The organism is Corynebacterium epidermidicanis (genome assembly GCF_001021025.1).
Classification (GTDB): Bacteria; Actinomycetota; Actinomycetes; order Mycobacteriales; family Mycobacteriaceae; genus Corynebacterium; species Corynebacterium epidermidicanis.
The window spans coordinates 2167086-2191295 of record NZ_CP011541.1 but is presented as its reverse complement, the minus strand read 5'-3'; the positions used below and the strand labels follow the sequence as shown (position 1 = coordinate 2191295).

23 protein-coding genes and 5 tRNA genes are annotated in these 24210 nt (G+C 56.6%); 19 read left to right on the top strand and 9 right to left on the bottom strand.

What is annotated here, in order from left to right; translation table 11 throughout:
• Positions 1–33: 33 nt before the first annotated feature.
• Both purF and purM read left to right on the top strand, forming a co-directional pair.
• A complete protein-coding gene (gene purF / locus CEPID_RS10090; protein ID WP_083984445.1) occupies positions 34–1566 on the top strand; it encodes an amidophosphoribosyltransferase in 1533 nt (510 codons plus the stop codon).
• A 67-nt stretch (positions 1567–1633) separates the two neighbouring features.
• Positions 1634–2707 carry a phosphoribosylformylglycinamidine cyclo-ligase gene (gene purM, locus CEPID_RS10085; protein ID WP_047240852.1) on the top strand — a complete coding sequence of 358 codons (1074 nt, stop codon included), beginning with the start codon at positions 1634–1636 and terminating at the stop codon, positions 2705–2707.
• Positions 2708–2908: 201 nt separating this feature from the next.
• On the opposite strand, the gene CEPID_RS10080 is transcribed toward purM, so the two are convergent.
• A complete protein-coding gene (locus CEPID_RS10080) occupies positions 2909–3121 on the bottom strand; it encodes a DUF3073 domain-containing protein (protein ID WP_047240851.1) in 213 nt (70 codons plus the stop codon).
• A 219-nt stretch (positions 3122–3340) separates the two neighbouring features.
• Entirely contained in the window at positions 3341–4390 is a 1050-nt protein-coding gene (gene ygfZ, locus CEPID_RS10075; RefSeq protein ID WP_047240850.1) for a CAF17-like 4Fe-4S cluster assembly/insertion protein YgfZ, read from the bottom strand.
• A gap of 45 nt (positions 4391–4435) precedes the next feature.
• Here ygfZ and CEPID_RS10070 point away from each other — a divergent pair, with 45 nt between their 5' ends.
• Together CEPID_RS10070 and CEPID_RS10065 are read left to right on the top strand one after the other, a co-directional pair.
• Positions 4436–5323: an aminodeoxychorismate lyase gene (locus CEPID_RS10070; protein WP_047240849.1), complete on the top strand. Its 888-nt coding sequence runs from the start codon at positions 4436–4438 to the stop codon at positions 5321–5323.
• Between the two features lie 341 nt (positions 5324–5664).
• Positions 5665–6039 (top strand): hypothetical protein, encoded by a 375-nt coding sequence (locus tag CEPID_RS10065; protein ID WP_144413511.1) that lies wholly within the window; start codon positions 5665–5667, stop codon positions 6037–6039.
• A 464-nt stretch (positions 6040–6503) separates the two neighbouring features.
• On the opposite strand, the gene CEPID_RS10060 is transcribed toward CEPID_RS10065, so the two are convergent.
• Together CEPID_RS10060 and CEPID_RS10055 are read right to left on the bottom strand one after the other, a co-directional pair.
• Positions 6504–7157, bottom strand: coding sequence for an FABP family protein (locus CEPID_RS10060; protein ID WP_047240847.1), 654 nt, complete (start codon positions 7155–7157; stop codon positions 6504–6506).
• A gap of 105 nt (positions 7158–7262) precedes the next feature.
• Positions 7263–8024 carry an LmeA family phospholipid-binding protein gene (locus CEPID_RS10055; RefSeq protein WP_144413510.1) on the bottom strand — a complete coding sequence of 254 codons (762 nt, stop codon included), beginning with the start codon at positions 8022–8024 and terminating at the stop codon, positions 7263–7265.
• Between the two features lie 51 nt (positions 8025–8075).
• Between CEPID_RS10055 and mshD the strand changes: the two genes are divergently transcribed.
• From mshD to pstB, 5 genes are all read left to right on the top strand, one after another.
• Complete coding sequence (mshD, locus tag CEPID_RS10050; protein WP_047240845.1) at positions 8076–9023, top strand: mycothiol synthase; 948 nt, start codon at positions 8076–8078, stop codon at positions 9021–9023.
• A gap of 216 nt (positions 9024–9239) precedes the next feature.
• On the top strand, positions 9240–10343 hold the full coding sequence (gene pstS / locus CEPID_RS10045; protein WP_047240844.1) for a phosphate ABC transporter substrate-binding protein PstS: 1104 nt from the start codon (positions 9240–9242) through the stop codon (positions 10341–10343).
• Between the two features lie 223 nt (positions 10344–10566).
• Entirely contained in the window at positions 10567–11631 is a 1065-nt protein-coding gene (gene pstC, locus CEPID_RS10040) for a phosphate ABC transporter permease subunit PstC (RefSeq protein WP_047240843.1), read from the top strand.
• A gap of 8 nt (positions 11632–11639) precedes the next feature.
• On the top strand, positions 11640–12560 hold the full coding sequence (pstA, locus tag CEPID_RS10035; RefSeq protein ID WP_047240842.1) for a phosphate ABC transporter permease PstA: 921 nt from the start codon (positions 11640–11642) through the stop codon (positions 12558–12560).
• Positions 12561–12610: 50 nt separating this feature from the next.
• Complete coding sequence (pstB, locus tag CEPID_RS10030) at positions 12611–13387, top strand: phosphate ABC transporter ATP-binding protein PstB (RefSeq protein ID WP_047240841.1); 777 nt, start codon at positions 12611–12613, stop codon at positions 13385–13387.
• A 442-nt stretch (positions 13388–13829) separates the two neighbouring features.
• Here the strand turns inward: pstB and phoU are convergent, their stop codons facing one another.
• Positions 13830–14555, bottom strand: coding sequence for a phosphate signaling complex protein PhoU (phoU, locus tag CEPID_RS10025; protein ID WP_047240840.1), 726 nt, complete (start codon positions 14553–14555; stop codon positions 13830–13832).
• Positions 14556–14656: 101 nt separating this feature from the next.
• Entirely contained in the window at positions 14657–15802 is a 1146-nt protein-coding gene (dusB, locus tag CEPID_RS10020) for a tRNA dihydrouridine synthase DusB (RefSeq protein ID WP_047240839.1), read from the bottom strand.
• Positions 15803–16063: 261 nt separating this feature from the next.
• On the opposite strand from dusB, the gene CEPID_RS10015 reads away from it, so the two are divergent.
• The 9 genes from CEPID_RS10015 to CEPID_RS09975 all read left to right on the top strand — a co-directional run bounded on the left by CEPID_RS10015 (position 16064) and on the right by CEPID_RS09975 (position 20527).
• Entirely contained in the window at positions 16064–17575 is a 1512-nt protein-coding gene (locus tag CEPID_RS10015) for an acetyl-CoA hydrolase/transferase family protein (protein WP_047240838.1), read from the top strand.
• Between the two features lie 409 nt (positions 17576–17984).
• A tRNA-Lys gene (locus CEPID_RS10010) sits at positions 17985–18057 on the top strand.
• A 131-nt stretch (positions 18058–18188) separates the two neighbouring features.
• Positions 18189–18605, top strand: coding sequence for a VOC family protein (locus CEPID_RS10005; RefSeq protein WP_047240837.1), 417 nt, complete (start codon positions 18189–18191; stop codon positions 18603–18605).
• Positions 18595–19062: an SRPBCC family protein gene (locus CEPID_RS10000; RefSeq protein WP_052843519.1), complete on the top strand. Its 468-nt coding sequence runs from the start codon at positions 18595–18597 to the stop codon at positions 19060–19062. Before CEPID_RS10005 ends, CEPID_RS10000 begins: the two co-directional genes overlap by 11 nt.
• A 98-nt stretch (positions 19063–19160) precedes the next feature.
• Positions 19161–19233, top strand: a tRNA-Glu gene (locus CEPID_RS09995).
• A 38-nt stretch (positions 19234–19271) separates the two neighbouring features.
• A tRNA-Asp gene (locus tag CEPID_RS09990) sits at positions 19272–19345 on the top strand.
• Between the two features lie 491 nt (positions 19346–19836).
• Positions 19837–19910, top strand: a tRNA-Asp gene (locus CEPID_RS09985).
• A gap of 27 nt (positions 19911–19937) precedes the next feature.
• A tRNA-Phe gene (locus CEPID_RS09980) sits at positions 19938–20010 on the top strand.
• Positions 20011–20242: 232 nt separating this feature from the next.
• On the top strand, positions 20243–20527 hold the full coding sequence (locus tag CEPID_RS09975) for a GNAT family N-acetyltransferase (RefSeq protein ID WP_047240836.1): 285 nt from the start codon (positions 20243–20245) through the stop codon (positions 20525–20527).
• Here the strand turns inward: CEPID_RS09975 and epsC are convergent.
• Both epsC and cysK read right to left on the bottom strand, forming a co-directional pair.
• The gene (gene epsC, locus CEPID_RS09970) at positions 20524–21120 is read right to left on the bottom strand and encodes a serine O-acetyltransferase EpsC (protein WP_047240835.1); all 597 of its coding nucleotides are present in this window, start codon (positions 21118–21120) and stop codon (positions 20524–20526) included. The two genes, CEPID_RS09975 and epsC, sit on opposite strands and share 4 nt — an antisense overlap.
• Positions 21121–21217: 97 nt before the next feature.
• Positions 21218–22153 carry a cysteine synthase A gene (gene cysK, locus CEPID_RS09965; protein ID WP_047240834.1) on the bottom strand — a complete coding sequence of 312 codons (936 nt, stop codon included), beginning with the start codon at positions 22151–22153 and terminating at the stop codon, positions 21218–21220.
• Between the two features lie 601 nt (positions 22154–22754).
• Between cysK and ramA the strand changes: the two genes are divergently transcribed.
• Positions 22755–23597, top strand: a complete 843-nt coding sequence (gene ramA / locus CEPID_RS09960; RefSeq protein ID WP_047241501.1) for an acetate metabolism transcriptional regulator RamA — start codon at positions 22755–22757, stop codon at positions 23595–23597.
• Positions 23598–23603: 6 nt separating this feature from the next.
• Here the strand turns inward: ramA and CEPID_RS09955 are convergent, their stop codons facing one another.
• Positions 23604–24176: a cob(I)yrinic acid a,c-diamide adenosyltransferase gene (locus tag CEPID_RS09955; RefSeq protein ID WP_047240833.1), complete on the bottom strand. Its 573-nt coding sequence runs from the start codon at positions 24174–24176 to the stop codon at positions 23604–23606.
• Positions 24177–24210: the final 34 nt, after the last annotated feature.

The window sequence follows — 24210 nt, the reverse complement described above, 5'->3', positions numbered from 1 at the left end:
GACGTCGAGAGGCATTGTTTGTGCTGGTAGTGCATGGGTTCTGGTGGTTATGGGCTTGACAGGCTAGAGTTAAGCACCGTGGCAGATAACGTAAGCACGAATCGGCTTGATCTCGATGACCACAATGAGAACCCTCCTCGCGAAGAGTGTGGCGTTTTCGGTGTGTGGGCTCCAGGTGAAGACGTAGCCAAATTGACCTACTATGGCCTCTACGCCCTGCAACACCGTGGCCAAGAAGCCGCCGGTATCGCGGTGGCTGACGGCGATTCTATCGTCGTATTCAAAGACCTAGGCCTCGTCAGCCAAGTATTCGACGAACAATCCCTCGGCGCCCTCAAAGGCGACCTAGCGATCGGGCACACCCGATACTCAACCGCAGGCGGGGTTTCCTGGGAAAACTCCCAGCCAATGTTCCGCATGACCCCGGACGGGGCAGACGTTGCCCTCGGGCACAACGGAAACCTGGTCAACTACCTAGAGCTTCTCGACGAAGCGACGGAACTCGGCCTCGTCGACCCCAAGAAGCAACCTTCAGATTCTGACATCATGACCGCCCTGCTTTCACACAGCGCGGCTGATGGAAAGAGCATTTTCGATGCCGCGGCGGAACTACTTCCCCGCATCGAAGGCGCATTCTGCCTGGCTTTCATGGACAGCGAAAGTCTCTATGCAGCTCGTGACCCGCATGGTGTGCGCCCACTTTCTATTGGTCGCCTCGACAACGGCTGGGTCGTTGCTTCTGAGACGTGTGCCCTCGACATCGTGGGTGCTTCCTTCGTTCGTGACGTCGAACCTGGCGAAATGCTGCGCATCGACGCCTCTGGTATCCATTCGATCCGGTTTGCTGAGACCAAGCGGAAGTTGTGCGTCTTCGAGCATGTCTACCTCGCTCGCCCGGACTCCGTCATTGGTGGACAGTCGGTGCACGCCTCCCGTGTGGAAATTGGGCGTCGACTAGCAGCAGAGTGGCCGGCGGACGCGGACATGGTTATGCCAACCCCGGATTCCGGCACCCCAGCAGCTGTGGGCTACGCGCAGGGGTCGGGAATTCCGTTCGGTCTGGGCCTGGTGAAGAACGCCTACGTGGGCCGTACGTTTATCCAGCCGACCCAGACGATTCGTCAGCTGGGTATCCGGCTGAAGCTCAATCCGTTGAAGGAAGAGATTGCCGGGAAGCGACTGGTGGTCGTTGATGACTCCATCGTGCGTGGCAATACCCAGCGCGCGCTGATCCGGATGCTTCGTGAAGCCGGCGCCGCTGAGGTGCACGTGCGTATTGCGTCGCCACCCGTGAAGTGGCCGTGCTTCTACGGCATTGATTTCGCTTCGCCGGGCGAACTGATCGCCAACAACGTCGACAGCAATGACGAAGCCGCTATGGTCGAATCCGTGCGCGTTGCGCTCGGAGCCGACTCGCTAGGCTATGTATCTGTTGACGGCATGGTGGAAGCCACCCGAGAGAAGCGCGAGAATCTATGCTGCGCCTGCTTTGATGGAAAGTACCCGTTGGGATTGCCAGCTGGCAACCCCAACGCAGACCTCGTGCGAAAAATGCAGAAATCTTAACGCAGCATTTTCTACATGCAGCAATCATGGAACCTATTAACAAAAACCAGGAGAAGAGACCGCAGTCATGACTGAACACCACGACGAACAAGGCGTATCGTACGCGGCCGCTGGCGTCGACATCGAGGCCGGTGACCGGGCCGTTGAATTGTTCGCCCCACACGCCAAGCGTGCTTCCCGCCCTGAGGTCCGCGGTGGCCTCGGAGGGTTCGCTGGTCTTTTCGCCCTGGGGAAGTACAAAGAGCCGCTCCTGGCTGCAGGTTCCGACGGCGTGGGCACCAAACTCGCCGTCGCGCAAGCAATGAACAAGCATGACACCATCGGTATTGACTTGGTGGCAATGTGCGTGGATGACTTGGTGGTGTGTGGCGCAGAACCGCTGTTCTTGCAGGACTACATCGCCATCGGCAAGGTGGTTCCCGAGCATGTTGCGGAGATCGTGAAGGGCATCGCTGAAGGCTGTGTGCAGGCAGGCTGTGCCCTCCTCGGCGGCGAAACCGCTGAGCACCCTGGCGTGATGGAACCGGATCATTACGACGTGTCCGCCACCGCCGTTGGTGTGGTCGAGGCCGAAGACGTCTTGGGCCCAGATCGCGTCCGCTCCGGCGACGTGCTGATTGGCATGAAGTCCTCCGGCCTTCACTCCAACGGTTACTCTCTGGCCCGGCACGTGCTCCTGGAGAAGGCCGGTCTGCCACTCGACGGCTATGTCGAAGAGCTCGGACGCACCCTGGGTGAGGAGCTGTTGGAGCCAACCAAGATCTACGCCCTCGACTGCCTCGCGCTCATCAATGAGTGCGACGTACACACCTTCTGCCATGTCACAGGCGGTGGGCTCGCAGGTAACTTGGCCCGCGTTATCCCTGCTGGCATGACCGCTGAGATTTCGCGTGCTACCTGGACACCCGGCCCGATTTTCCGCACCATCGAATCCCTGGGCAAGGTCCCACAAGCTGAGATGGAGAAGACCTTCAACATGGGCGTAGGCATGGTGGCCGTCGTGTCGGCAGCCGATCGTGACCGCGCTCTCGCCATGCTCACCGCGCGCCATATCGACGCCTGGGAGCTGGGCACCGTCCGCGCTTCCGAAAATGCTGACGAGCCTGCTGTCATCATGAAGGATTCGCATCCTGCGGCCTAACTTTTTAAGTCTCTTGTCTAGACCCCTGCTTCCGCATGCTGCGGGGCGGGGGTCTAGCCGTTTGTAGAAGTTGCCGTGCGTGTGAGGATCCGAAAAAGCCGCATGGAAAAGCGAGGTAACGGCCCTTGCGAATCCTCTGTAGTAAATTTCCTACAGGGTGTCTAGGGTGGTTACCTCGCTGACTTGGTGAAGGAATACCCGCTAGCGACGTTCGAGACCGGAGTTATCCCAGTCTTCGTCGGTCCAGTCAGCGTAAGGATCCTCGTAGTCGTCACTGTCGTGATCGTAGGAGGACCCTTCAGCTGCTTTCCCAGCCAGCTCTCGTTGGAGCTGGTCGAGATCCATCTCTGGCGTGTTGTACTTCAGCTGACGAGCAACCTTGGCTTGCTTTGCCTTGGCACGGCCGCGACCCATGGCCTGACCCCCTTGAGGTAAACGGGGCGCACGGAATGATCGGCGCCCCAGGGCTAATTTTTACGTAATGTATGTATTCCTGTTTACACACAATAGCGGGTGGTGACGAAAATTTCTGCAACGGGGTTACAGTAGGCGTGTTTGCGCTGGTAACGGCAAGGCCAAATAGGTGGCCCGGTGTACCAAACCACCTAGAACTGTTGAACTATTTTTCGACCTTTACATTCCCCGTAGCCGATTAATGGCGCTGCGTCCCGGCCTCTCCCCATCATCTTGTGGCAACGAGGCCTTTTCAATCGTGAGGGCACAGTCTCCAGTCTGCAGCGCAGTCGCATCGAGTGCCGAACGTTTGATTAACGCCAATGCGGAGGGGCCGTAGTCGCAGTCATCGACGATAGTGCCGAGGCGCCCTATCACCCGCCCATTGGCGATAATTTCGGCGCCCGCGGTCGGAAGCTGTGGAACGCTGCCGTCGAGGTGCACTTGCACGAGTGCCCGGGGTGCGCGCCCCAAATTGTGGACGCGAGAAACAGTCTCCTGCCCGCGGTAGCAGCCTTTATTCAAATGCACCGCGTGAGTGAGGAGGAAAGATGACTCATGTGGAATTGACCGATTGTCGAGGTCGGCAAACAACTCCGGCTCCCATGCCTTGACACGTTCCGCAGTAAAAGCCATGAGGCCCACGAGCTTGCCACCAGCGGCTTCCAGCTGAGTTACCGTAGCTACCAGCTCTGCACGTGGCACCGCCAGGTCCGTGCGGCGCAGCTGTGACCAATCAACGCCGCGCACAAAATGTGCGTTCGGGCAGTCTAGTGGATCGCCCAGCAGGGTGAGCAACGCTAGGTCGGTTCGTTCGATTGTGACTTGGGACCAGAACACCATCTTGTTCAAGTAGTCCTGGAGGCTGTCGGCTTGGCCTGCCGGGACATCGAGATAGAAACCAACCCGCGTCACTGCGATATCAAGATGGTGGGCGATGTGTCCCTGCACATCGAGGTCCAAGGCGCTGGTGGAGAGGCCAGGTTGGGCGTCGTCCAGCTTTTGGGAAAGCAAATTATTCAGGAACGTGGCGGCATCCTCGCCACTGACCAGGAAGATGACCCGATGGGACCGGTCCACAATTCCAGTGGTGGAACTGAGAAGCTGCTGTTCTTGCAGTGGCGCGCCGTAGTGCCAGGCGACACCACGGGCGTCGACAAGTGTGCTTTCGTCCTGGAGTTCGGCGGCGCCGGGGTGATCGAGGAGAGGAGATCGATAAGTAGTAGCCACGCTTCCCGATGTTAGCGCGCTTCAATAGCGCGTAATCTGGTAGGCATGGGTTCCCCGAAGATTGCCCCACTGATTTTCGTGATTGAGCCGTTCGGCGGTTCGACACGCGCGCACCTGCCGACGCTACCTTTGCTTTACGTCGATGATTTCGCTGTCACTCGAGGAGAGGGCGTTTTTGAGACCCTGCGTGTAGTGGATGGCAAAGTGGTGAATTTGGAGCGACACGTGCGTCGATTCCAACGCTCGGCTGTCGCATTGGGAATTCCGGAGCCGAAGGCGTCGCATTGGTCTAAGGCCACCGCCGATGCTTGCGCGGAATGGGAAAACCTGCATCCAGGTATCGAGGCGACCTGCCGCTGGACATTGAGCCGGGGTCGGGAATCGCGGCGGGATATCCCCACTGCTTGGATGGTCATCAGCCCGGTCAGCCCCGAGATACTGTGGCAGCGCGAGCATGGCGTCAAAGCGATGACCGGCCCGCGTGGCTATCGACTCACCGAAGAGACCCCATGGGCAGTGTCAGGTGTAAAATCGCTGGGCTATGCCGCGAACATGTCGGCGCTGCGCTATGCGAAGTCCCAAGGGTTTGATGATGTCATTTTCTGTGACGGTGAGAATGTGCTCGAAGGGGCTACTTCCACCGTCCTAAGTATCCGTGGACACAAGATTCGAACTCCACTGACTGGCGGAGATGTGCTGCCCGGCACGACGCAAGCAGCGTTGTTTTCGCAGGCCACTGCGGCCGGCTTCTCGTGCAAGGAAAAGCCACTCACTAAGAGCGATTTGCTCAAAGCGGACAGTGTGTGGCTCGTTTCTTCCGTCCGCGGCGCCGTGCGTGTGACGCAGCTCGACGATCGGATCATCACGAAGTCAGGTGATGCGTTTGACCTGGATAAGTATCTGAAGGGAATAGAGATTCCGGAGCGGGGATAGGGATCCTCCACTAGTTAACGTTATGCAAGATCGTTATCATTTAGTTGTTGGATTGTGATTCCATTTATGTCGTTCCGTAGTTACTGTCAGGGTGTCCAGTAAAGACAACATTGGAGACACCTTGAATCGACGTAGAATTTCAGTTTTTGGTCACCCTTGGATGCATGTTAGGGCAACCGATTGCTCATGCCGAGGAATCCACTTGACTCAGTAGCGATGAAGTAGCAAAGCTAATTGGTATCGAGCCCACTACATCAGATTCCGAAGAATTGGGAGCGTCTCGGTCGGCTGTGACTGGTGGTAAAGGGGAGGGGTGCTTCAATGCGGAGCTGGGTGACCTCGTGATGAAGATTGACAAAATCCAGGATGGGCAGAACAAGCCGGAAAGCCAACGGGTGCGGTCAGTTATGTTTGATCAGCATGACGGAACGATCTCGACTGTGACAGTTTATCCTGACGAAAGTGCGCGAATGCTGATGGTGAAAAATGGCTTTGTAGAAGCTGGGCAAAGATTCGTTGCGGGAATCGCACCAGCCTGGGCTAAGGTTGCTCAAGAAAACCAGGTGTGCAACGAGTTTGAAATCCGAGACAATTCGCTCGTTCAGCGTGTAACTCCACAATCGAAGGATGGCTATCCAATCGTTGCCGGCCCATTCCTTGGGAAGCATCTCTTCAAAGATTTCTGGCAGGGTGAATGGAATGGCGACGCAGTCTAAAACGGCACAGTCTCACCGTGGGGTGCCGTTGTGGTGACGGGAGGTTGTAGCGTTGGTGGATATGTAGCGGGACAAGCAATCATGCGTGATGCGGGATGGGCCGAATGGGAAGCCGCTTTCCCTGACATCAAATCGAAAGCAACCGTCCGGCAGCAATTTCAATGCCATGTGATCGCCTCGACAACTGAACTTCCCTTTACGGTGGATAGAACTTAGAGCGTGCTTGGCCCGGTTAGAGAGTGCCCGGCCTGACAAAGGAGATTGGATCTAGAACCTCCACGAACACCGTTGCAATTAGGATTAACTATGCCTTCGCTAACAAAACCGGAAAACATATGGGCTTCAGCAACCATTATTTGTGTACTGTCTCTGGTCGTCTCTAGGTTGCTATTGGATGGCAAACCGAAAATAGAAGACAAAAGTCCTGCAAACGATCATGGTTCGTTTGCAGGACTTCGAAGGAATTAGCCAATCACGCGCTTGAGCTGTGCTGACATGCGAGGGCGAAGTTCGCCGGCGACCATGCGCTCGTCGACCCAGCCCAGCTCGTTGGTAGGCAGCAGGCCGTAGAGGCGCTTGCCAGGGCCGAGCGCAGACGGGCCGGATGCGGTCACCATGGTGGATGCGCTTTCTAGCTGCCAAGCGCGCTCGTTGAGCGGGTTGCCATAGAAGATCTCTACGACGCCAGTCGAATGGCACACGATAAACTCGATCTCGTCTTTTTCGTCGATCCGGATGAACCCGGTTTCGCGTAGGTCAGCACCCGTAGACTCGCCATTCTCGTCTAGCTTCCACAAGCGAGTGTGGTAAGCAATGTAGTTTTCGCCATCGTGGGCAAAAGTGATTTCCTGGCCGAAGTTGTACTGTCCATCGACTACGGTGTCCGCTTGGCCTTCGCCTCGCCACACCCCGATGAGTGGCAGGAGGGCCAACAGCCCATCGTGCAGGTTAGGCCCTTGGCGGAGGTTTGCGGTGTCATCGGGAATGGGCAATTCTCCTAGACCAGGGATATTGCGGTGTGCCGTGTTTTTTGCCTGTTCTTCGGCCAAGTTCACAGCATCGGAGCCGCTTAGCTTCGCGGAATTGTCGTTAGGTAGTTCTTCAGGGGTTTGGCTCATGCGTTCCAGCTTAGCGCGCGGCGATTTTCGGCTAAAAGCACCAGACTGTGAGCTGGGCTTCGGCTAGTCCTTGAGTGTGTGCGGTGCCGGTTTTGGTGCGTAGTTTTAATCGTGGATGGAAATAGGGGACAGGTCAGAGGCGTCGATGACGATGTTGCGTTGCTCGGATTCGAAGTAGATCGATCCACCCTGGCAATAGACGCGGTTCGCCCTGGTGGGCATGGGTAGTAGCCCGGAGTCAATTGACCAGCTGAAGGCCTCACGCGTGGCGTCTTCTTGGCCGGGTGGCACGTCGCGAAGCTCGCGCGGAGTCAGGGTGATCGTGGTGTCCGTGATGCGCAACGCTGCTATGACCGTGACCGGTTTACTAAAACCAGCCGGAGTTCCGGTCAGTTGAACTTCCGAGGCAGGGCCACCGGATGGGGAAATGTCGTAGGGGTTGGAAATGTCAAGGTCGGTGATACCAAGGAATTTGCCCATCGCCACGCCGTCGAGACGCAGCTTGCGGGTGAGTAGTTTGGCCGGGACCGATTCGAGGTGTCCGGTGCGCAGTTGCTCCTTAGTGAGGGTGAGGTCAGTGACGTCGGTGCGGGCGTTGACCAGCCCAAATCCAGGGACGGTGATGTCGAGAACCTCAGCGGAGAGGCTTGGTGTTTCCGATCGAAAATAGTTGGAAAGGTAGGGGAATCCACCGATGTATACGCGGGGAGCCACTTCTAGTCTGGCGTAGCGTTCAGTATCCGTGGCTATGCGCTGTTCGGCGTGCATCGCGCAGGCGCTATCGACGACATAACACCCCACAAGGCAACTCATGGCCACGATTGCGGCTGCGAGCCGTCGAGACCTTGGCAGTAAACGCGTGTTCACACTCTCTATTTCTACCCGATGGGAACCATTTTCCGACTACCCTGGGCGGTTATGACCCAGACTCCCTTGACTATCACCCAGCTCCACCTGCCCGACGCTCGCCACTTGGCCGATAAGGTCCAACAACTGTTAGCCGACGTGCAGCAGCACGACGGCGTGGCAGCGTTCTCTGAACAATTCATCCACGGCCTCACTGACACTCGTTTGGCTCACCAGCACTTCTTAGCCCAGCTCGATGGCCGAATTGTCGGGGTGTTAGGACTAGCTGCCGACCAAGCGGAGCTAGCGGTAACCCCTGCTTATCGACGCCGCGGTGTTGCACATCGACTTGTTGCAGCGGCTTCCTATGGGGATGGCAACCTTTCATTGTGGGCGCACGGCAATTTGCCACCAGCCCAAGGCTTCGTGTCCGGGTTCTCGGCCGAAAAAACCCGTGAACTGCTGGTAATGGCAACAAAGACTCGCTTACCAGCAGTGCAACCTAGCGCGGACTATCAGCTATTGACTTTGGCTGAGGCCCGGAACCGTTGGGGTAAGAGTGCAGATCAGGAGTTAATCCGAGTAAATAATGAGGCGTTTGCGTGGCACCCTGAACAGGGCGGGTGGGATGAAGAACGCTGGGCTCGGGCTCAAGAATCCTCGTGGTTCAATCCGGATGATGTTCTTCTGCTGGTGCGCATGGGGGCAGAAACTACCCCCGAAGTTATGGGGTTTCACTGGGTGAAATGGTTGGAGGCGCAGGTCACAGGAAAAGCAGCTGTGGGCGAAGTGTACGTAGTGGGATTAGCGGATCGCGGACGCAGAAAAGGATTGGGGTCGGCCCTAATTTCTGCTGGGTTGGAAGTGCTCTGGAATCATGGGGCTGAGCTGGTCGAGCTTTATGTTGAAGCGGACAACAAATCGGCTATTTCGGCATATGAAAAGCTGGGATTTGCCGTCGTCGAATCGCACGCTGTTTACACCGCACCTAAATCTGAATGGTCGGTTAATTCTAGGTAATCGTGAGGAGATGAATGGGGGAGCTCAGTTGAACATTTGGGAAATTCACCTGAAGTTAACCTTTTAGCGTCCTAAAGGAAACTTTGACCCCATAAGTTGCAGAACGAAGCAACGCCTATCGGAATCCTTCCGTGTATTGGTTCCTGCGGGTGTCCACATCATGGACTTTCGCGGCGTTGTCTGAATAAACAACCAACTGCACCGGAGGAATACCCCGTGAATCGCAATTTCAAGCGTTCTATCTCTGTCCTCGGCGTTATCGCCGCTGGCTCCATCGCTCTGACCGCTTGCTCCGAGTCCGCTGACAAGGGTGGCGAGTCCACCGCAAAGAAGATCGAAGGCCTGTCCGGCACCACCGGCCAGCTCGTCGCTGAAGGCGCATCTTCTCAGCAGAAGGCAATGTCCCTGTTCGGCCAGGCTTACCAGGAAGCTGTTCCAGGCGCTCAGCTGTCTTACAACGCAACCGGTTCCGGCTCCGGTCAGAAGCAGTTCATCGCAGGCCAGGTTGCTTTCGGTGGCTCTGACTCCGCTCTGAAGGACGACCAGATCGAGGCTGCTAAGCAGCGCTGTGGCGGCAATGAAGCATGGCACCTGCCAATGGTTATCGGCCCAGTTGCTGTCGCCTACAACCTGAAGGACGTCAAGGGCTTGGTTCTGACCCCAGAACTGACCGCGAAGATCTTCAAGGGCGAGATCAAGACCTGGAACGACCCAGCAATCGCTGCAGTCAACAAGGATGCAAAGCTTCCTTCTTCCGACATCAAGGTTGTTTACCGCTCTGAAGAGTCCGGCACAACCGACAACTTCCAAAAGTTCCTGAAGTCCACCTCCAACGGTGTTTGGGAAGGCTCCGGAAAGTCCTTCCCATCCGGCACCGGTGCTGGTGCGCAGGGCTCCACCGGTGTTGTTGACGAAGTCAAGGCTACCGAGGGCGCAATCACCTACGTTGAGTCCGGCTTCGCTGAAGACGCTGGTCTGGGCATCTCCAAGATGGACTTCGGCAACGGCGCTGTTGAGCTGAACAAGGATTCCGTTAACAAGGCTTTGGCAAAGCTCTCCTACAAGGGCGAGGGCAACAACATGGTTGTTGACTCCACCAAGCTCTTCGAAATGAAGGAAGACGGTGCGTACCCACTGGTTCTGACCACCTACGAAATCGTCTGCTCCAAGGGTTACGACGCTGAGACTAAGAACCGCGTCAAGGACTTCCTCACTGTTGTTCTCGAGAACCAGGACGATGAGTTGGCTTCCGAGGGTTACATCCCAGTCTCTGGCGAGTTTAAGAACAAGCTGAAGACCGCCGTCGACGCTATCCAGTAAGACCCAAGAATCTGGGAGGCAGGTAGCAACATAAAGCCTGCTTTCCTTACAGTTCTGATGCCCTCGTTGTGGATCGACTCAACGGGGGCACTTGGCTGCAATAATCGGCGCTGGTTAATCACGATCTTGATTGGTTAAGTCTGAATGGCCGCACGTGGGTGACCGAACTCCACACGGAAAACGCCGAAACACCCCGCTTTCTAGCTTTAAGGACACATTCCGCATGGCTGAAAAACTTGCCGGACCCGGCGCCGATATCGTTGGTGAGGAACGCGTCGAAGACGTTATCCCATCCATTACCGGTGCTGCCGTACACAAAGATCCCGCTGTGGGAGCTACCAATGCCAGTGGCTCTGTCAAGCGCCCAGGCGACCGAGTATTTGAATCGCTTTCTACTTTCTCTGCTGCATTCATCACGATCCTGATCGGCGCAATTGGCCTGTTCCTGTTGTGGCGTGCCGTTCCTTCTCTCATGCGTAACGCAGAGGGAATTCCTGGCTTCTTTACCTATTCCGGCGACTGGAATACTGCTGATACCTCGGCAATGTACTTCGGTATCCCGAACCTCCTCGCCGTCACGTTTACTGTTTCGATCGTGGCCCTAATCATCGCCATGCCAGTCGCTCTTGGCATCGCAATCTTCTTATCCAACTACGCACCTAAGCGTCTGGTGAAGCCACTTGGCTTCCTGGTCGACCTTCTCGCTGCAGTTCCATCGATCGTTTACGGCCTGTGGGGTGCCCGCGTACTCGGTCCTACGCTTTCCGGTTTCTTCGAATGGATCAACGGCTGGGCTGGTGGGTTCTTCCTGTTCAAGGTCTACGAGAACTCTCCTTCGTTTGCTACCTCGCGTAACCTCTTGACCGGTGCAATCGTGCTCGCAGTGATGATCCTGCCAATTATTGCAGCGACCGCCCGCGAAGTCTTCGTTCAGACGCCAAAGGGTCACATCGAGTCCGCTCTAGCTCTGGGTGCAACCCGCTGGGAAGTCGTGAAGCTCACGGTCCTTCCATTCGGCCTCTCGGGCTACATCTCGGGCGCAATGCTCGGCCTTGGCCGCGCACTTGGCGAGACCATGGCGCTTTACCTGGTTATCTCCCCATCTTCAGCATTCCGTGCCTCGCTTTTCGACGGCGGCACCACCTTCGCAACTGTCATTGCAAATGCTGCTCCAGAGTTCAACGACAACACCAAGGCAGGCGCCTACATCGCCGCCGGCCTCGTGCTGTTCTGTTTGACGTTCCTCGTCAATGCAGCAGCTCGCGCAGTGGTTAACCGGAAGAAGTAGGTACACAAATGTCACACGCTGTTCAAACTACGGAATCGCCAACGCTTGCTCAGAAGTCTGCGTTCGACGACATCTCCTCGGGCCGCAAGACCGCCAACGTTGTCGCCACTGCAGTCATCTACTTCGCCATGTTCCTGGCACTCGTCCCACTCGTGTGGGTCTTGTGGGAAGTATTCTCCAAGGGCTTCTCTGCGATCATCACCCCAGACTGGTGGACCACCTCCCAACTGAGTGTCCGTATCACCAAACCTGGTGGCGGTGCGCTACACGCCATCATCGGTACCTTCGTGCAGGCCACCCTGACATCGATCATCTCGATCCCAATCGGTATCTTCACCGCTATCTACATGGTGGAGTATTCCAACGGAAACCGCCTGGGTCGAACCACCACCTTCATGGTTGACATTTTGTCTGGTGTGCCGTCGATTGTTTCGGCACTGTTTGTTTACTCGGTGTGGATCGTGCTGTTCGGTTTTGAACGCTCCGGTATGGCCGTAGCGCTCGCCTTGGTGCTGCTCATGGTGCCGGTCATCGTCCGTAACACCGAAGAAATGCTCCGTGTGGTCCCGCAGGATCTCCGCGAAGCTTCCTACGCTTTGGGCGTGCCAAAGTGGAAGACTATTGCCAAGATTGTGCTCCCGACCGCACTGTCCGGCATCGTTACTGGTGTCATGCTCGCAATCGCCCGCGTCATGGGTGAATCTGCCCCAGTGCTGATCCTCGTGGGTTCGACCCAGGGCGTGAACTGGAACCCAATGAGCGCCCCACAGTCCTCGTTGCCACTGATGATGCTCGACATGTACAAAGCTGGATCCACCCCAGCCGTGCTGGACAAGATGTGGGGCGCAGCTCTGACCCTGGTCCTCATCATTGCGGTACTTAACATCGGTGCCCGTATCATCTCCGCGAAGTTCTCCGTCAAGCAATAGCTCGACACTAAACACCCCGACCTGAAGAAAGATTCCAAGGGAGACCCACCATGGCGAAGAGCCTCGATCTGAAGAACGTCAACATTTACTACGGCGACTTCCATGCAGTTCAAAACGTAAACCTCCACGTTCCACCAAAATCTGTCACCGCATTCATCGGCCCATCCGGCTGTGGTAAGTCCACCGTGCTGCGCACCCTGAACCGCATGCACGAAGTGACCCCAGGTGCTCGCGTTACTGGCGAGATCCTGCTCGACGGCGAGAATATCTATGGCGCAAAAGTTGATCCAGTAGCTGTGCGCAACACCATCGGCATGGTGTTTCAGAAGCCAAACCCATTCCCAACTATGTCCATCGAAGAAAACGTCGTCGCTGGCCTGAAGCTTTCCGGGGAGAAGAACCGCGCAAAGCTGAAGGAAGTTGCAGAGCGATCCCTTCGTGGCGCGAACCTATGGGAAGAAGTCAAGGACCGTCTGGACAAGCCAGGTGGTGGCCTTTCCGGTGGCCAGCAGCAGCGTCTGTGCATTGCTCGCGCAATCGCAGTCGAGCCAGAAGTTCTCCTCATGGACGAGCCCTGCTCCGCTCTGGACCCAATCTCCACCCTCGCAGTCGAGGATCTGATCCACGAGCTGAAGGAAGACTTCACCATTGTGATCGTGACCCACAACATGCAGCAGGCAGCTCGCGTGTCTGACCAGACCGCTTTTTACTCCCTGGAGGCAACCGGCAAGCCAGGTCGCCTCGTCGAGGTAGGACCAACCAAGAAGATCTTCGAGAACCCAGATAAAAAGGAAACCGAAGACTACATCTCCGGCCGCTTCGGATAAACCGACTGCCCGATCTATCGGGCGTAAAAAACGTGCCCGCCACCTAGGGCACAGCACAATGGGTCAGCATGTGCTGGCCCATTTTCCTTATTCAGCGTCGGCTGACATCGGACAAGATGCAGAATGAAACTGGGGGTGGTTCGTTGAGTAGAGCTGCATACCGAGCAGCTGACTTCCCGGCGACTAATTTGCCTTTCTCGGAAGGAGTACTACTCCGGAGGCATGATCTAGCGCTTGTGAAGTGAATCAACTTTGGCGATCATGCAGCGAATTAGCCGCGACGGAGTCGCTATTGGGTTTTTGCCGTGGAAGGTTGGGGACTGGGTCGCAAAAGCTCCGCACAATCGGAAAGAGTGTTGCGGGCACAACGAAAACCACCAGAAAGCAGGTTTAACCCAGTATCTGGGGAGGGCACGTCCACGCGAGTATGCCCATCTAGTGCTTAGCTAAATCGCTTTTCGATTTCTGCGAAGCGTTTCGCCCAGTCGCCTTCTTGAACTTCGTCGCGTTGACGTTCGCTGTATTCGGTAGGGGTAAGGCCCGTCGTGAGATAAACGATTCGGGAGGCCATGTTGACCGTGTGGTCGGCGAAACGCTCGAAGAATCGGCTAAGAAGCGTCACGTCAACTGCCTCGACAGTCGAATAAGGCCACTCACGACGCGTCAGCATCATCATGAGGTGGTCATGTAGATCATCGACGGCGTCGTCGTCTTTCACGAGCACCATTGCCACATCGGCATCCGGGTCCTCGAGCAAAGCGTGCACCTTGTCGAGCATCTCCAGGGAGAGCCGGGACATTTCCTGGAAGTAGGGCAGCAGGGGTTCCGGCACAGTGCCGTTCGGGTGGCGACGCCGCGCAGCCCGGGCAATATGGATCGCCAGCGCGCCCATACGGGCAAGTTCATCAACGATGTAAATAGATGACACCACTTGACGAAGATCGCGCGCCAGCGGGCCCTCTAGGGCGAGAAGTTCGACCGCTCGCTGCTCGCATCCCTCGCGCATCTCTTCCAGTTCGTCGGACATGGAGAGGCATTCTTCCGCGGCCTGAAGATCCTGTTCGAGCAGCGCCAAGGACGCCTTCTGCAGCGTCGTGCGCACGAAGGCGCAGAGCTGGGTGAGGTTGAAGGCGAATTCTTCGAGATTTTCGCGGTAAGCGATACGCATACCAATTAACTATATGTCCTGGGCTATAAAATGTCGCGCGCTACAGCAAAGCTGAAACTTGAGGCGCGTGTCGGCCAAATGCAAAATCTGAGGTCACGACGTTATCCGCCAGAATGCATAAGATCCGCGCCCTCCGGCACTGATTCATCTTCTGGATCATCCAGCCAGCCTTCCGGTAATACAACTTTTCCTGGAGATCCCTGCCTCCCACGCGGCCCCTCAGCGTCGTCGGCAAGCGCCGGCGAGTCGGCCAGAGGAGCGAGGATGCTCACGAGCTCGGCCATCGAGGCTACCCGAGACAGGCTGGCGCGCAACTCACCCCCGACAGGGTAGCCACGCATGTACCAGCCCATATGCTTGCGCATCTCGCGTAGTCCATGTTCTTCGCCGCTGTGCGCAGCGAGCAGCTCCGCGTGGCGAAGGATGACGTCGGTGACCTCGCCCAGTGTCGGAGGGGCAGGCTTATCGACGCCTCGCAGCGTTGCGGAAAGCTCTGCAAACAACCACGGCCTGCCGAGGCACCCGCGACCAATGACGACTCCGTCGCAGCCTGTTTCTGCCATCATCTTTTCTGCGTCGCTAGCTGCGAAGATGTCGCCGTTGCCCAGGACCGGAATACCCGTGTGAGCCAAGTGTTCTTTGAGTCGCTTGATTTCCGCGAGGTTAGCGGTGCCGGAATAGCGCTGCGCCGCGGTACGGCCATGAAGCGCGACGGCAGCGGCGCCTTCTTCAACCGCGATACGCCCGGCATCCAAGTGCGTGTGATGCTCGTCGTCGATACCGATTCGCATCTTGACCGTCACCGGGATATCGGTGCCCTCGGTGGCTTTGACTGCAGCTGCGACGATGTTGCCGAACAACCGCCGCTTGAATGGCAGAGCTGAACCTCCGCCACGACGCGTCACCTTGGGTACAGGGCAGCCGAAATTCATGTCGATATGATCGGCGAGGTTCTCCTCAACGATCATCTTCGCAGCTCGATAGGTGTACTCGGGATCAGTTGTGTACAGCTGCATAGATCGCGGTTGCTCCGAAGGGTCGAAGGCGATCATGTGCATGGTCTTTTCATTGCGTTCGACGAGAGCTCGTGCGGTGATCATCTCACACACATACAATCCTGATACCGAACCAGCTTTTTCCAGTTCCTGTTCCCGGCACAGAACTCGAAACGGCATGTTGGTGACTCCCGCCATCGGGGCTAGGACGACGGGCGAGTTGAGAGTGAGAGATCCGATTTGCAATGACACAACGCCTCATTGTGCTGTGTCGCGGGGAAACAAACAAGCCACGAAGAAAAGTTTCGGGTGCCTTAATCCGGGTGTAGCCAGGCCTTTGTCTTCACGAGCTACGCAAAAACACTGTTGTACCTGCGTAAAATCAGATATTGTGGACTACACAACTATGGTAGTGATACGTTTCCATAGTCACAAAGACCTCGCGACGTAGGTCACTATTTACAGATTCCCGGGAACTCTCGTCGAGAAGCCCCGGCATGCAAGGAGGAATGAATGTCTGATCGTATTGCGAATGCCCAGCTTCGCGGCAAGGTAATGACCGCTGAGGAAGCCGCACAGTTCGTTAACCACGGAGACAAGGTTGGCATCTCGGGCTTCACGGGTGCAGGTTACCCAAAGGCGCTGCCTACCGCTATCGCTGAGCGCGCAAAGGAAGCCCACGCCAAGGGTGACGAGTACATGATTGACCTCTTCACTGGCGCTTCCACCGCACCAGACTGCGACGGCGTGCTCGCTGAGGCCGACGCCCTGCGCTTCCGCACCCCGTACCAATCTGATCCGATTCTGCGTAAGAAGATCAACGAAGGTATCACTCTTTACGCTGACTACCACCTGTCTGAATCTGGCCTTTACGTTGAACAGGGCTTCTTCGGCCAGATGAACGTTGCCATCGTAGAAGCAGTCCGCATCAAGGAAGACGGCTCTATCGTGCCTTCCTCCTCCGTGGGCAACAACGTCGAGTACCTGGACAACGCTGAGAAGATCATCATTGAGGTCAACTCGTGGCAGTCCGAAAACCTCGAAGGCATGCACGACATCTACCGCATCAACCGTCTACCAAACCGCCAGCCAATCCCAATCACAGCTCCTGAGCAGCGCATCGGTTCCACCGCGATCGACATCGACCTGAACAAGGTTGTGGCAGTCGTTGAGACCAACGCTCCAGACCGCAACGCGCCATTCGCACCTGTCGATGAGGTTTCCAAGCAGATCGCTGGCCACTTCCTTGACTTCCTCGAGGGCGAAGTTGCGGCTGGTCGTCTGAGCTACGATGGCTACATCATGCAGTCTGGCGTCGGCAACGTGCCAAACGCCGTGATGGCTGGCCTGCTGGACTCCAAGTTCGAAAACATCAAGGCATACACCGAAGTTATCCAGGACGGCATGGTCGATCTGATCGACGCTGGCAAGATGACCGTTGCTTCCGCAACCTCCTTCTCTCTGTCCCCTGAGTACGCGGAGAAGATGAACGAGAACGCCCACAAGTACCGCGAGTCGATCATCCTGCGCCCACAGCAGATCTCGAACCACCCAGAGGTCGTGCGTCGACTCGGCCTGATCGCTACCAACGGCCTGATCGAAGCTGACATCTACGGCAACGTCAACTCCACCAACGTTTCCGGCTCTCGCATGATGAACGGTGTCGGTGGCTCCGCGGACTTCACCCGCAACGGCTTCGTCTCCTCCTTCATCACCCCATCCGTGGCTAAGGGTGGCGCAATTTCGGCCATCGTGCCATTCGCCTCCCACATTGACCACACCGAGCAGGACGTCAAGGTCATCATTACCGAGTACGGCTACGCAGACCTCCGTGGCCTCGCTCCACGCCAGCGCGTAGAAAAGATCATCGCCCTGGCACACCCTGACTACCGTCCGCTTCTGGAGGAGTACTACGACCGCGCTCTGAAGATCGCTCAGGAGAAGTCCATCATGCAGACTCCTCACGACCTCGCGACCGCATTCTCCTTCCACCAGCGCTTCCTCGAGACCGGCTCGATGAAGTAGTTTGCTTCGCTGCTGTTGCAGCGGAGAGCAATCTGGTTTGTTTCTAGCCAGGTTGATTCTTCAGCCCGCCGCCCATCGCCCTGATTCTTCATAGGGGGTGGGCGGTTTGCTTTGTTGGGCGGCCTCTCCGTCCACACCAGTGCGGGTACGAACGAAAGACTGAGCAACTCGTCTATTGATGCCTGCAGTCGCAGTCAGAACGCGCCGACAAGGGTGGACTAGCCCGGAAGTGATCCGGCGCCTATCAGCAGCCATACCGAGCGCCAGGACGTCGATAAGCGCGTGCAGCGGTGGGAACCAGAATGCAGGTAGGAGCAGTTCCCAATCGCTAATTGGGGGCCTAGTTTTGTCGATCTTTTGTCAGCGTCTAAACTATGATCTCGTTAGCAATAAAGATTGTTGACAAATCGGGCCTTTAGCTCAGTTGGTAGAGCTACGGACTTTTAATCCGCAGGTCCCGGGTTCGAGCCCCGGAGGGCCCACTTCTCACCCCATTGCCGAAATTTAGGGCAATGGGGTTTTCGCATGAGCAGCGTTCTTGCCGGTTTCTCAATAGACTGGTTTTCGCCACTCGTGGCAACACACTAGACCTTAATCGACCGAAGGCATCGAAATGTCAATCAAGAACGTGCCTTATTTTGCTTTTGCCGGAAACGCTCGCGAAGCCATGGAGTTTTACCAGTCAGTGTTTGGCGGGGAGCTCAACATCATGGAGTTTGGTCAAATGGGAGATCCAAATCTTCCCGAGGAGATGTCGCACCTCGTAGCCCACGCGCATTTGAGCGGCGGGGTCGTTGAACTTGCCTGCTCGGACTACGTTGAGGGCTTTATGGGCCAGGATCCGTACCAGATTGGCAACCATCTCTCGCTGTCGCTGTGGGGCGACGACATCGAGGAAGGCCGTAGCTACGTCGAAAAGCTTAGCCAAGGGGGCACCGTCAACATGCCATTCGAGAAGCAGGCGTGGGGCGACACCTATGGCCACGTGACCGACAAATTCGGGATGGCGTGGTCCGTCAATGTCTCCTAACCCAACCGCAACACTTATCGACGGCCGAACCTGGCGCTACGCCCGGACCTTCGAGCTCACAGCCGGCGAGCTGTGGCCCTACGTCGCGCATTCCGACAAGACAGCGCTGTGGTTTGGGCCGTTTGAAGGCGACCCGCAAACTGGCGAGGTAGCAGTGACCATGGTGGCGGAAGAACCTGGTCCGCCAATGGTCGTCAAAATCGTCGAATGCGTACCCGAGCAGAGGATCCTGCTGGACACGGGTATGTGGGAGCTAGAGCTGCAAGTAGCCGATGGAGAGGTCGCGCTGCTGCACGCGGTGGACAATGCGGAGGAAGCTGCATCTATCGGGCCTGGATGGGAGTTTTACCTCGATCGTCTTGCCGCTGCAGTCCGCGGAGACGATGTGGCTTCGATTGATTTTGAGAAAGATTACTTCCCCGCGATGAGCCAGTACTTTTCCTCTGCATATCGTTAAAAAGCAGTCGGTAAAAAAGCTGGTCAAGGGGCGATTTTGCGTTGGCGAGATTATCACGTATATTTAACTCCCGTCGCAAGGGAAACCTTGTAAGGCTCGCTCCCATCGTCTAGGGGCCTAGGACACCGCCCTTTCACGGCGGCGACACGGGTTCGAATCCCGTTGGGAGTACAAGGTCCACCTTTGGGTGGGCCTTATTAACTAGATATGGCCCTGTGGCGCAGTTGGTTAGCGCGCCGCCCTGTCACGGCGGAGGTCGCGGGTTCAAGTCCCGTCAGGGTCGCATTAGTTTCGCGAAAGGCTCTTCATCCGGTTGGATGGAGGGCCTTTCGTTTTGCACTGAATCGCGGGGGCAGCTAATGGGTTAAGTAAAGAAAAGTGTGTCCGGTCGGCGTGTTGCCGGCCGTGCGGGTGTGCTGCACAAGTGCTATGTCGTCGCTTCGGCGTAGTCCGACTACGTAGAGCAGCGTTTTTTAATGAATAAAATCCCACAGCGGTAGTCCGACTACATCGAAGCGACGACATCGAGCGAGCTACGGCTCCCAGACAACAGTAAATACTGGCTTCAGGCCCACTACGCTGCGGAAATCACGAATCGGAGACACACTTTTCTTTACTTATCCCATGCCTGCAAGTTTCGCATACAACTCCGTTGTGAAAAGTCCAGCGGACTGTAGTCGAAAATCCTGGTCTACCTGCTGATTTGTGCCCTAGTGGTGCTACTGTGTAAAGTCTTACCTCGTGCAAGGGACGCAAGTTTCTTGTATGGCATATGGCCCTGTGGCGCAGTTGGTTAGCGCGCCGCCCTGTCACGGCGGAGGTCGCGGGTTCAAGTCCCGTCAGGGTCGCTGGTTTATCCTAGCGATATGCCAAACGGCCAGATAGCTCAGTCGGTAGAGCACACGCCTGAAAAGTGTGGGGTCGCCAGTTCGATCCTGGCTCTGGCCACGTGCAATGCCCTCGTCTTCGGACGAGGGCATTTTCGTATTAACGCAGCCTAGCACTGACGCCGATTGCCTTTCATATTGCTCAAAATCGTGAGCAACCTCAAAGGCATTCAAAATACCCACGCAGCGTCGGCGCGCGTTCTTTGAGGGCAGCGGCTGCCTCGAGGAGCGTAGTTGTGGCACAATCGATGACACACAATTAATCGAGACGAGAGATATGAGGAGAGTCAACAATGTCGGAGGATTTTCAGGTCACCCATGACGAGGCGAAGCATCGATATGTCATCACTGTCGATGGAGAAGAAGCAGGATTCGCAAACTACGTCCCCGAAGGCGCTGGTCGCGACTTCAACCACACCGTTATCGATCCAAAGTTCCGTGGCCAAGGACTGTCCGGGAAACTAATTAAGGCCGCTCTTGACGATGTCCGCGCGTCTGGCGGCACCATCAAGGCGACCTGTTCTGCTGTGGCTGGATTCTTGGAGAAGAACCCAGACTACAAAGACATGGCAGTTTAGATTTCGTAGTTCGCGGCAAAACCGCCCGTAATGTAGGCGTCCGGGTCCACCAATTTGACCTGTTCGTCTGGATTCCTAGGGCGGTTTTTCGCTGGAATACCAACGGCGATATGGTTCGGTGGAACGTCTTTGGTAACGACCGCATTGGCGCCGATTGCGCTCCCTGCGCCGATAGTGATCGGTCCCAGCACTTTGGCCCCAGATCCTACGACTACGCCGTCTTCAAGGGTCGGGTGGCGCTTGGTCTGCGTCAGCACCTGTCCGCCCAGCGTCACTCCGTGGTAGAGCATTACTCCGTCGCCAATCTCGGCGGTCTCGCCGATCACGATACCCATGCCGTGGTCAATGAAGAAACGGCGACCGATCGTTGCCCCGGGGTGGATCTCGATTCCGGTGAGGAATCGCGTTACTTGCGCGAGTACGCGTGCTGGACCCTTGTGCCCACGAACCCATAGGGCGTGTGCCACTCGGTGGGACCAGATGGCATGAAGCCCGGAATATACGATGGCATTTTCGACGTCGCCACGAGCCGCGGGATCATGCTCCCGAGCATTCTGAAGGTCTTCTCGGATCATCCGCGCAATTGTGAACATAGTGCTTGATTTTAGCAGCGAATTGACGAACGCAGACAAAAAATTTCGCCCCAACCAGCGCAGGAAGCGGATTGGGGCGAGAATTCTAGGTGCGTGTTTAATCGCGAATGTCGTCGAAAAGCAGGGTGGAGACGTAGCGCTCGCCGAAGTCTGGAATGACTGTGACGATGGTCTTCCCCTTGTTTTCTGGTCGCTTGGCCAGTTCTAGGGCAGCGAAGACGTTTGCGCCAGCGGAAATGCCGCCAAGGATGCCTTCGTCGGTGGCAATCTTTCGAGAGGTTGCCACGGCTGCCTCGTTGGTGACGGTGAGTACTTCGTCGAGGACCTTGCGGTCAAGTACCTCTGGTACGAAGTTCGCACCCAGACCCTGAATCTTGTGTGGGCCAGCCTTGCCACTGGTGAGCAGTGGGGAATCGGCAGGCTCAACGCCGACTACCTGCACGTTAGCGTTTTGCTCTTTGAGGTAGCTTCCAGCACCCGTTACTGTGCCACCGGTGCCGATGCCGGCGACAAAGATGTCGATCTTGCCGTCGGTGGCATCCCAGATCTCCGGTCCGGTGGTTGCGCGGTGCACGGCCGGGTTTGCGGAGTTGGCGAACTGGCGAGCCAAGATGGCGTTGTCTCGCTCCGCGACGATCTCATTTGCCTTATCGACGGCACCCTGCATGCCCGCAGCGCCTGGTGTGAGTACGATTTCGGCACCGTAGGCGCGCAACATGACGCGGCGTTCCTTCGACATCGTCTCTGGCATGGTGAGCACAACCTTGTAACCGCGAGCAGCACCGATGAGAGCCAGTGCGATGCCGGTGTTTCCTGAAGTCGCTTCAACGAGAGTGCCACCTGGCTTGAGCTCGCCAGATTCTTCGGCGGCGTCCACGATGGCGCGTCCGATGCGGTCTTTCACGGAGTTTGCTGGGTTGTAGAACTCGAGCTTGACCAAAACTTCGGCTTCGAGGCCCTCAGTGACGCGGTTGAGGCGCACGAGTGGGGTGTTTCCGATAGCTTCGGCGATATTTTGCAAGATTTTTGCCATGGGAGGCTCCTTATTCGACGTTACAGTTCGTGGGTTTGACCAGTTGAATTTATGAGTGCGCCAGTGCGGTGTGCCGACCGGGGCGACAAGTCTCCCGAAGCGACACGTGCTTGCTACAATTCATTGCGGACCGTTAGTAAGTCTGCTACCAGCGGTTACGTAAATTGCGAAAGCCTGCAGTGGCTGCTGGTGCCCAAGTCTACGCTTTCCCAAAGCAAAAATATAGTCTAACTAGTCGGCCGCAAATAGACAACTCTGTCTTTTTGTGCTTTAGCTCACAAACGTGCCGCGATCTAGATCACATCAACTCGCCAGTTGGAGGGTTCGGAATTGTGGGCTTTGTGTGGGTTTAATATTTTCCGGGGGCACATAAATGGGGGCAATTCACTAAAACTCCAGGTAGAAAAGGTATGAGAAATACTATTCATGTTGATAGTGGAATTTTCATGCAATACATTCCGCCTAATATGCACCCGAATGCTAGAAAAACGCATAAAACTCAACTTTGGATACCCCCGCAGTCTGGCTATACTGCCCAATATTACGAACGTGGTGCGCTAATGGGTGTACCTAGTCGGGTGGAAGGTTGTGAGTGAACGTGATCGACGCACAAACATTGAAAGACGATGAAGATGCTATCCGCGCTGCGCTGACATCGCTAAAGACGGCCACTGGGATTCCGGTGACGATGTATGCAACGGTGACGTCTGAGAAGAAGCTGCAGATCAGCGCCTGGGTGGGCTTGCGTACCCCTGCATTGCAAAATCTCATCATTGAGGCAGGAAGCGGCGTCGGTGGTCGGGTATTGGCAACGAAGCGTCCCGTCGGTGTGTCCGACTACACTCGCGCGAACGTGATCTCACACGAATACGACCGCGCAATTCAAGATGAAGGCCTGCATTCAATCGTTGCCGTCCCCGTTATTGTTCACCGCGACGTCGTTGGCGTCCTATATGTGGGCGTACATTCTTCACTTCGCCTCGGCGACAAGGTCATCGAAGAAGTAACAATGACGGCGCGCGCGCTCGAACAGGAGCTCGCCATCAATGCTGCTTTCCGACGCCCTGATGGACGCTCCACCCTCGGCGCAAAGTCCGGTCGCGTGATGAATGGCGCCGAGTGGGAACAGGTTCGCTCCACCCACTCTAAGCTTCGCATGCTCGCCAACCGCGTCGGCGATGAGGCGATCCGCAAGGAAATTGAAGAGCTTTGTGATCAAATGGTCACGCCAGTCCGAATGAAGCAAACCACGAAGCTTTCTGCGCGCGAGCTGGACGTTTTAGCCTGTGTTGCCCTCGGGCACACCAACGTTGAAGCCGCCGAAGAAATGGGTATTGGTGCGGAAACCGTGAAAAGTTACTTGCGTTCGGTCATGCGCAAGCTTGGTGCGCACACCCGCTACGAGGCCGTAAACGCAGCACGTCGGATTGGTGCGCTGCCTTAATACGAACTACCGCTTGCCGCCGGGGACCCACAGAATATCGTCCCCGGCGTTTGCGATTCTGCCTACGATGAACAGCAGGTCGCTGAGTCGGTTGAGGTATTGGGCCGGCAGCTTTGAGGTTGTGTCTGGGAATTCCCCGTAGGCGACCCAAGCTGCGCGTTCCGCGCGTCGGGTGACCACGCGGGCCTGGTGGAGTAGTGCTGCGCATGGAGTACCGCCCGGCAGAATGAAAGAGGTGAGGTCGCTGAGCTCGGAATTGAAGCGATCGCAGTCTGCTTCGAGTCTGTCGATGTAGCTCTGCTCTACCCGTAGCGGTGGGTATTTGGGGTTTTCCTCGATGGGGGTGGCGAGGTCCGCGCCGGCGTCGAAAAGCTCGTTTTGGATGCGGGTCAAGGTGTCGGCGATGTCAATGCGCGGCTGACCGATGGCCAGGACAGTTCCGATGGCCGCGTTGGCTTCCTCGGTGTCGGCGTAGGCGATGAGTCGGGGATCGGATTTAGAAACGCGCTCGAAGTTGGACAGGCCGGTGGTGCCATCGTCGCCGGTGCGGGTGTAGATCTTCGTTAGGTGAATGCTCATGCCATCTAAGCTAGCTGGATCGAGACGACGGCGA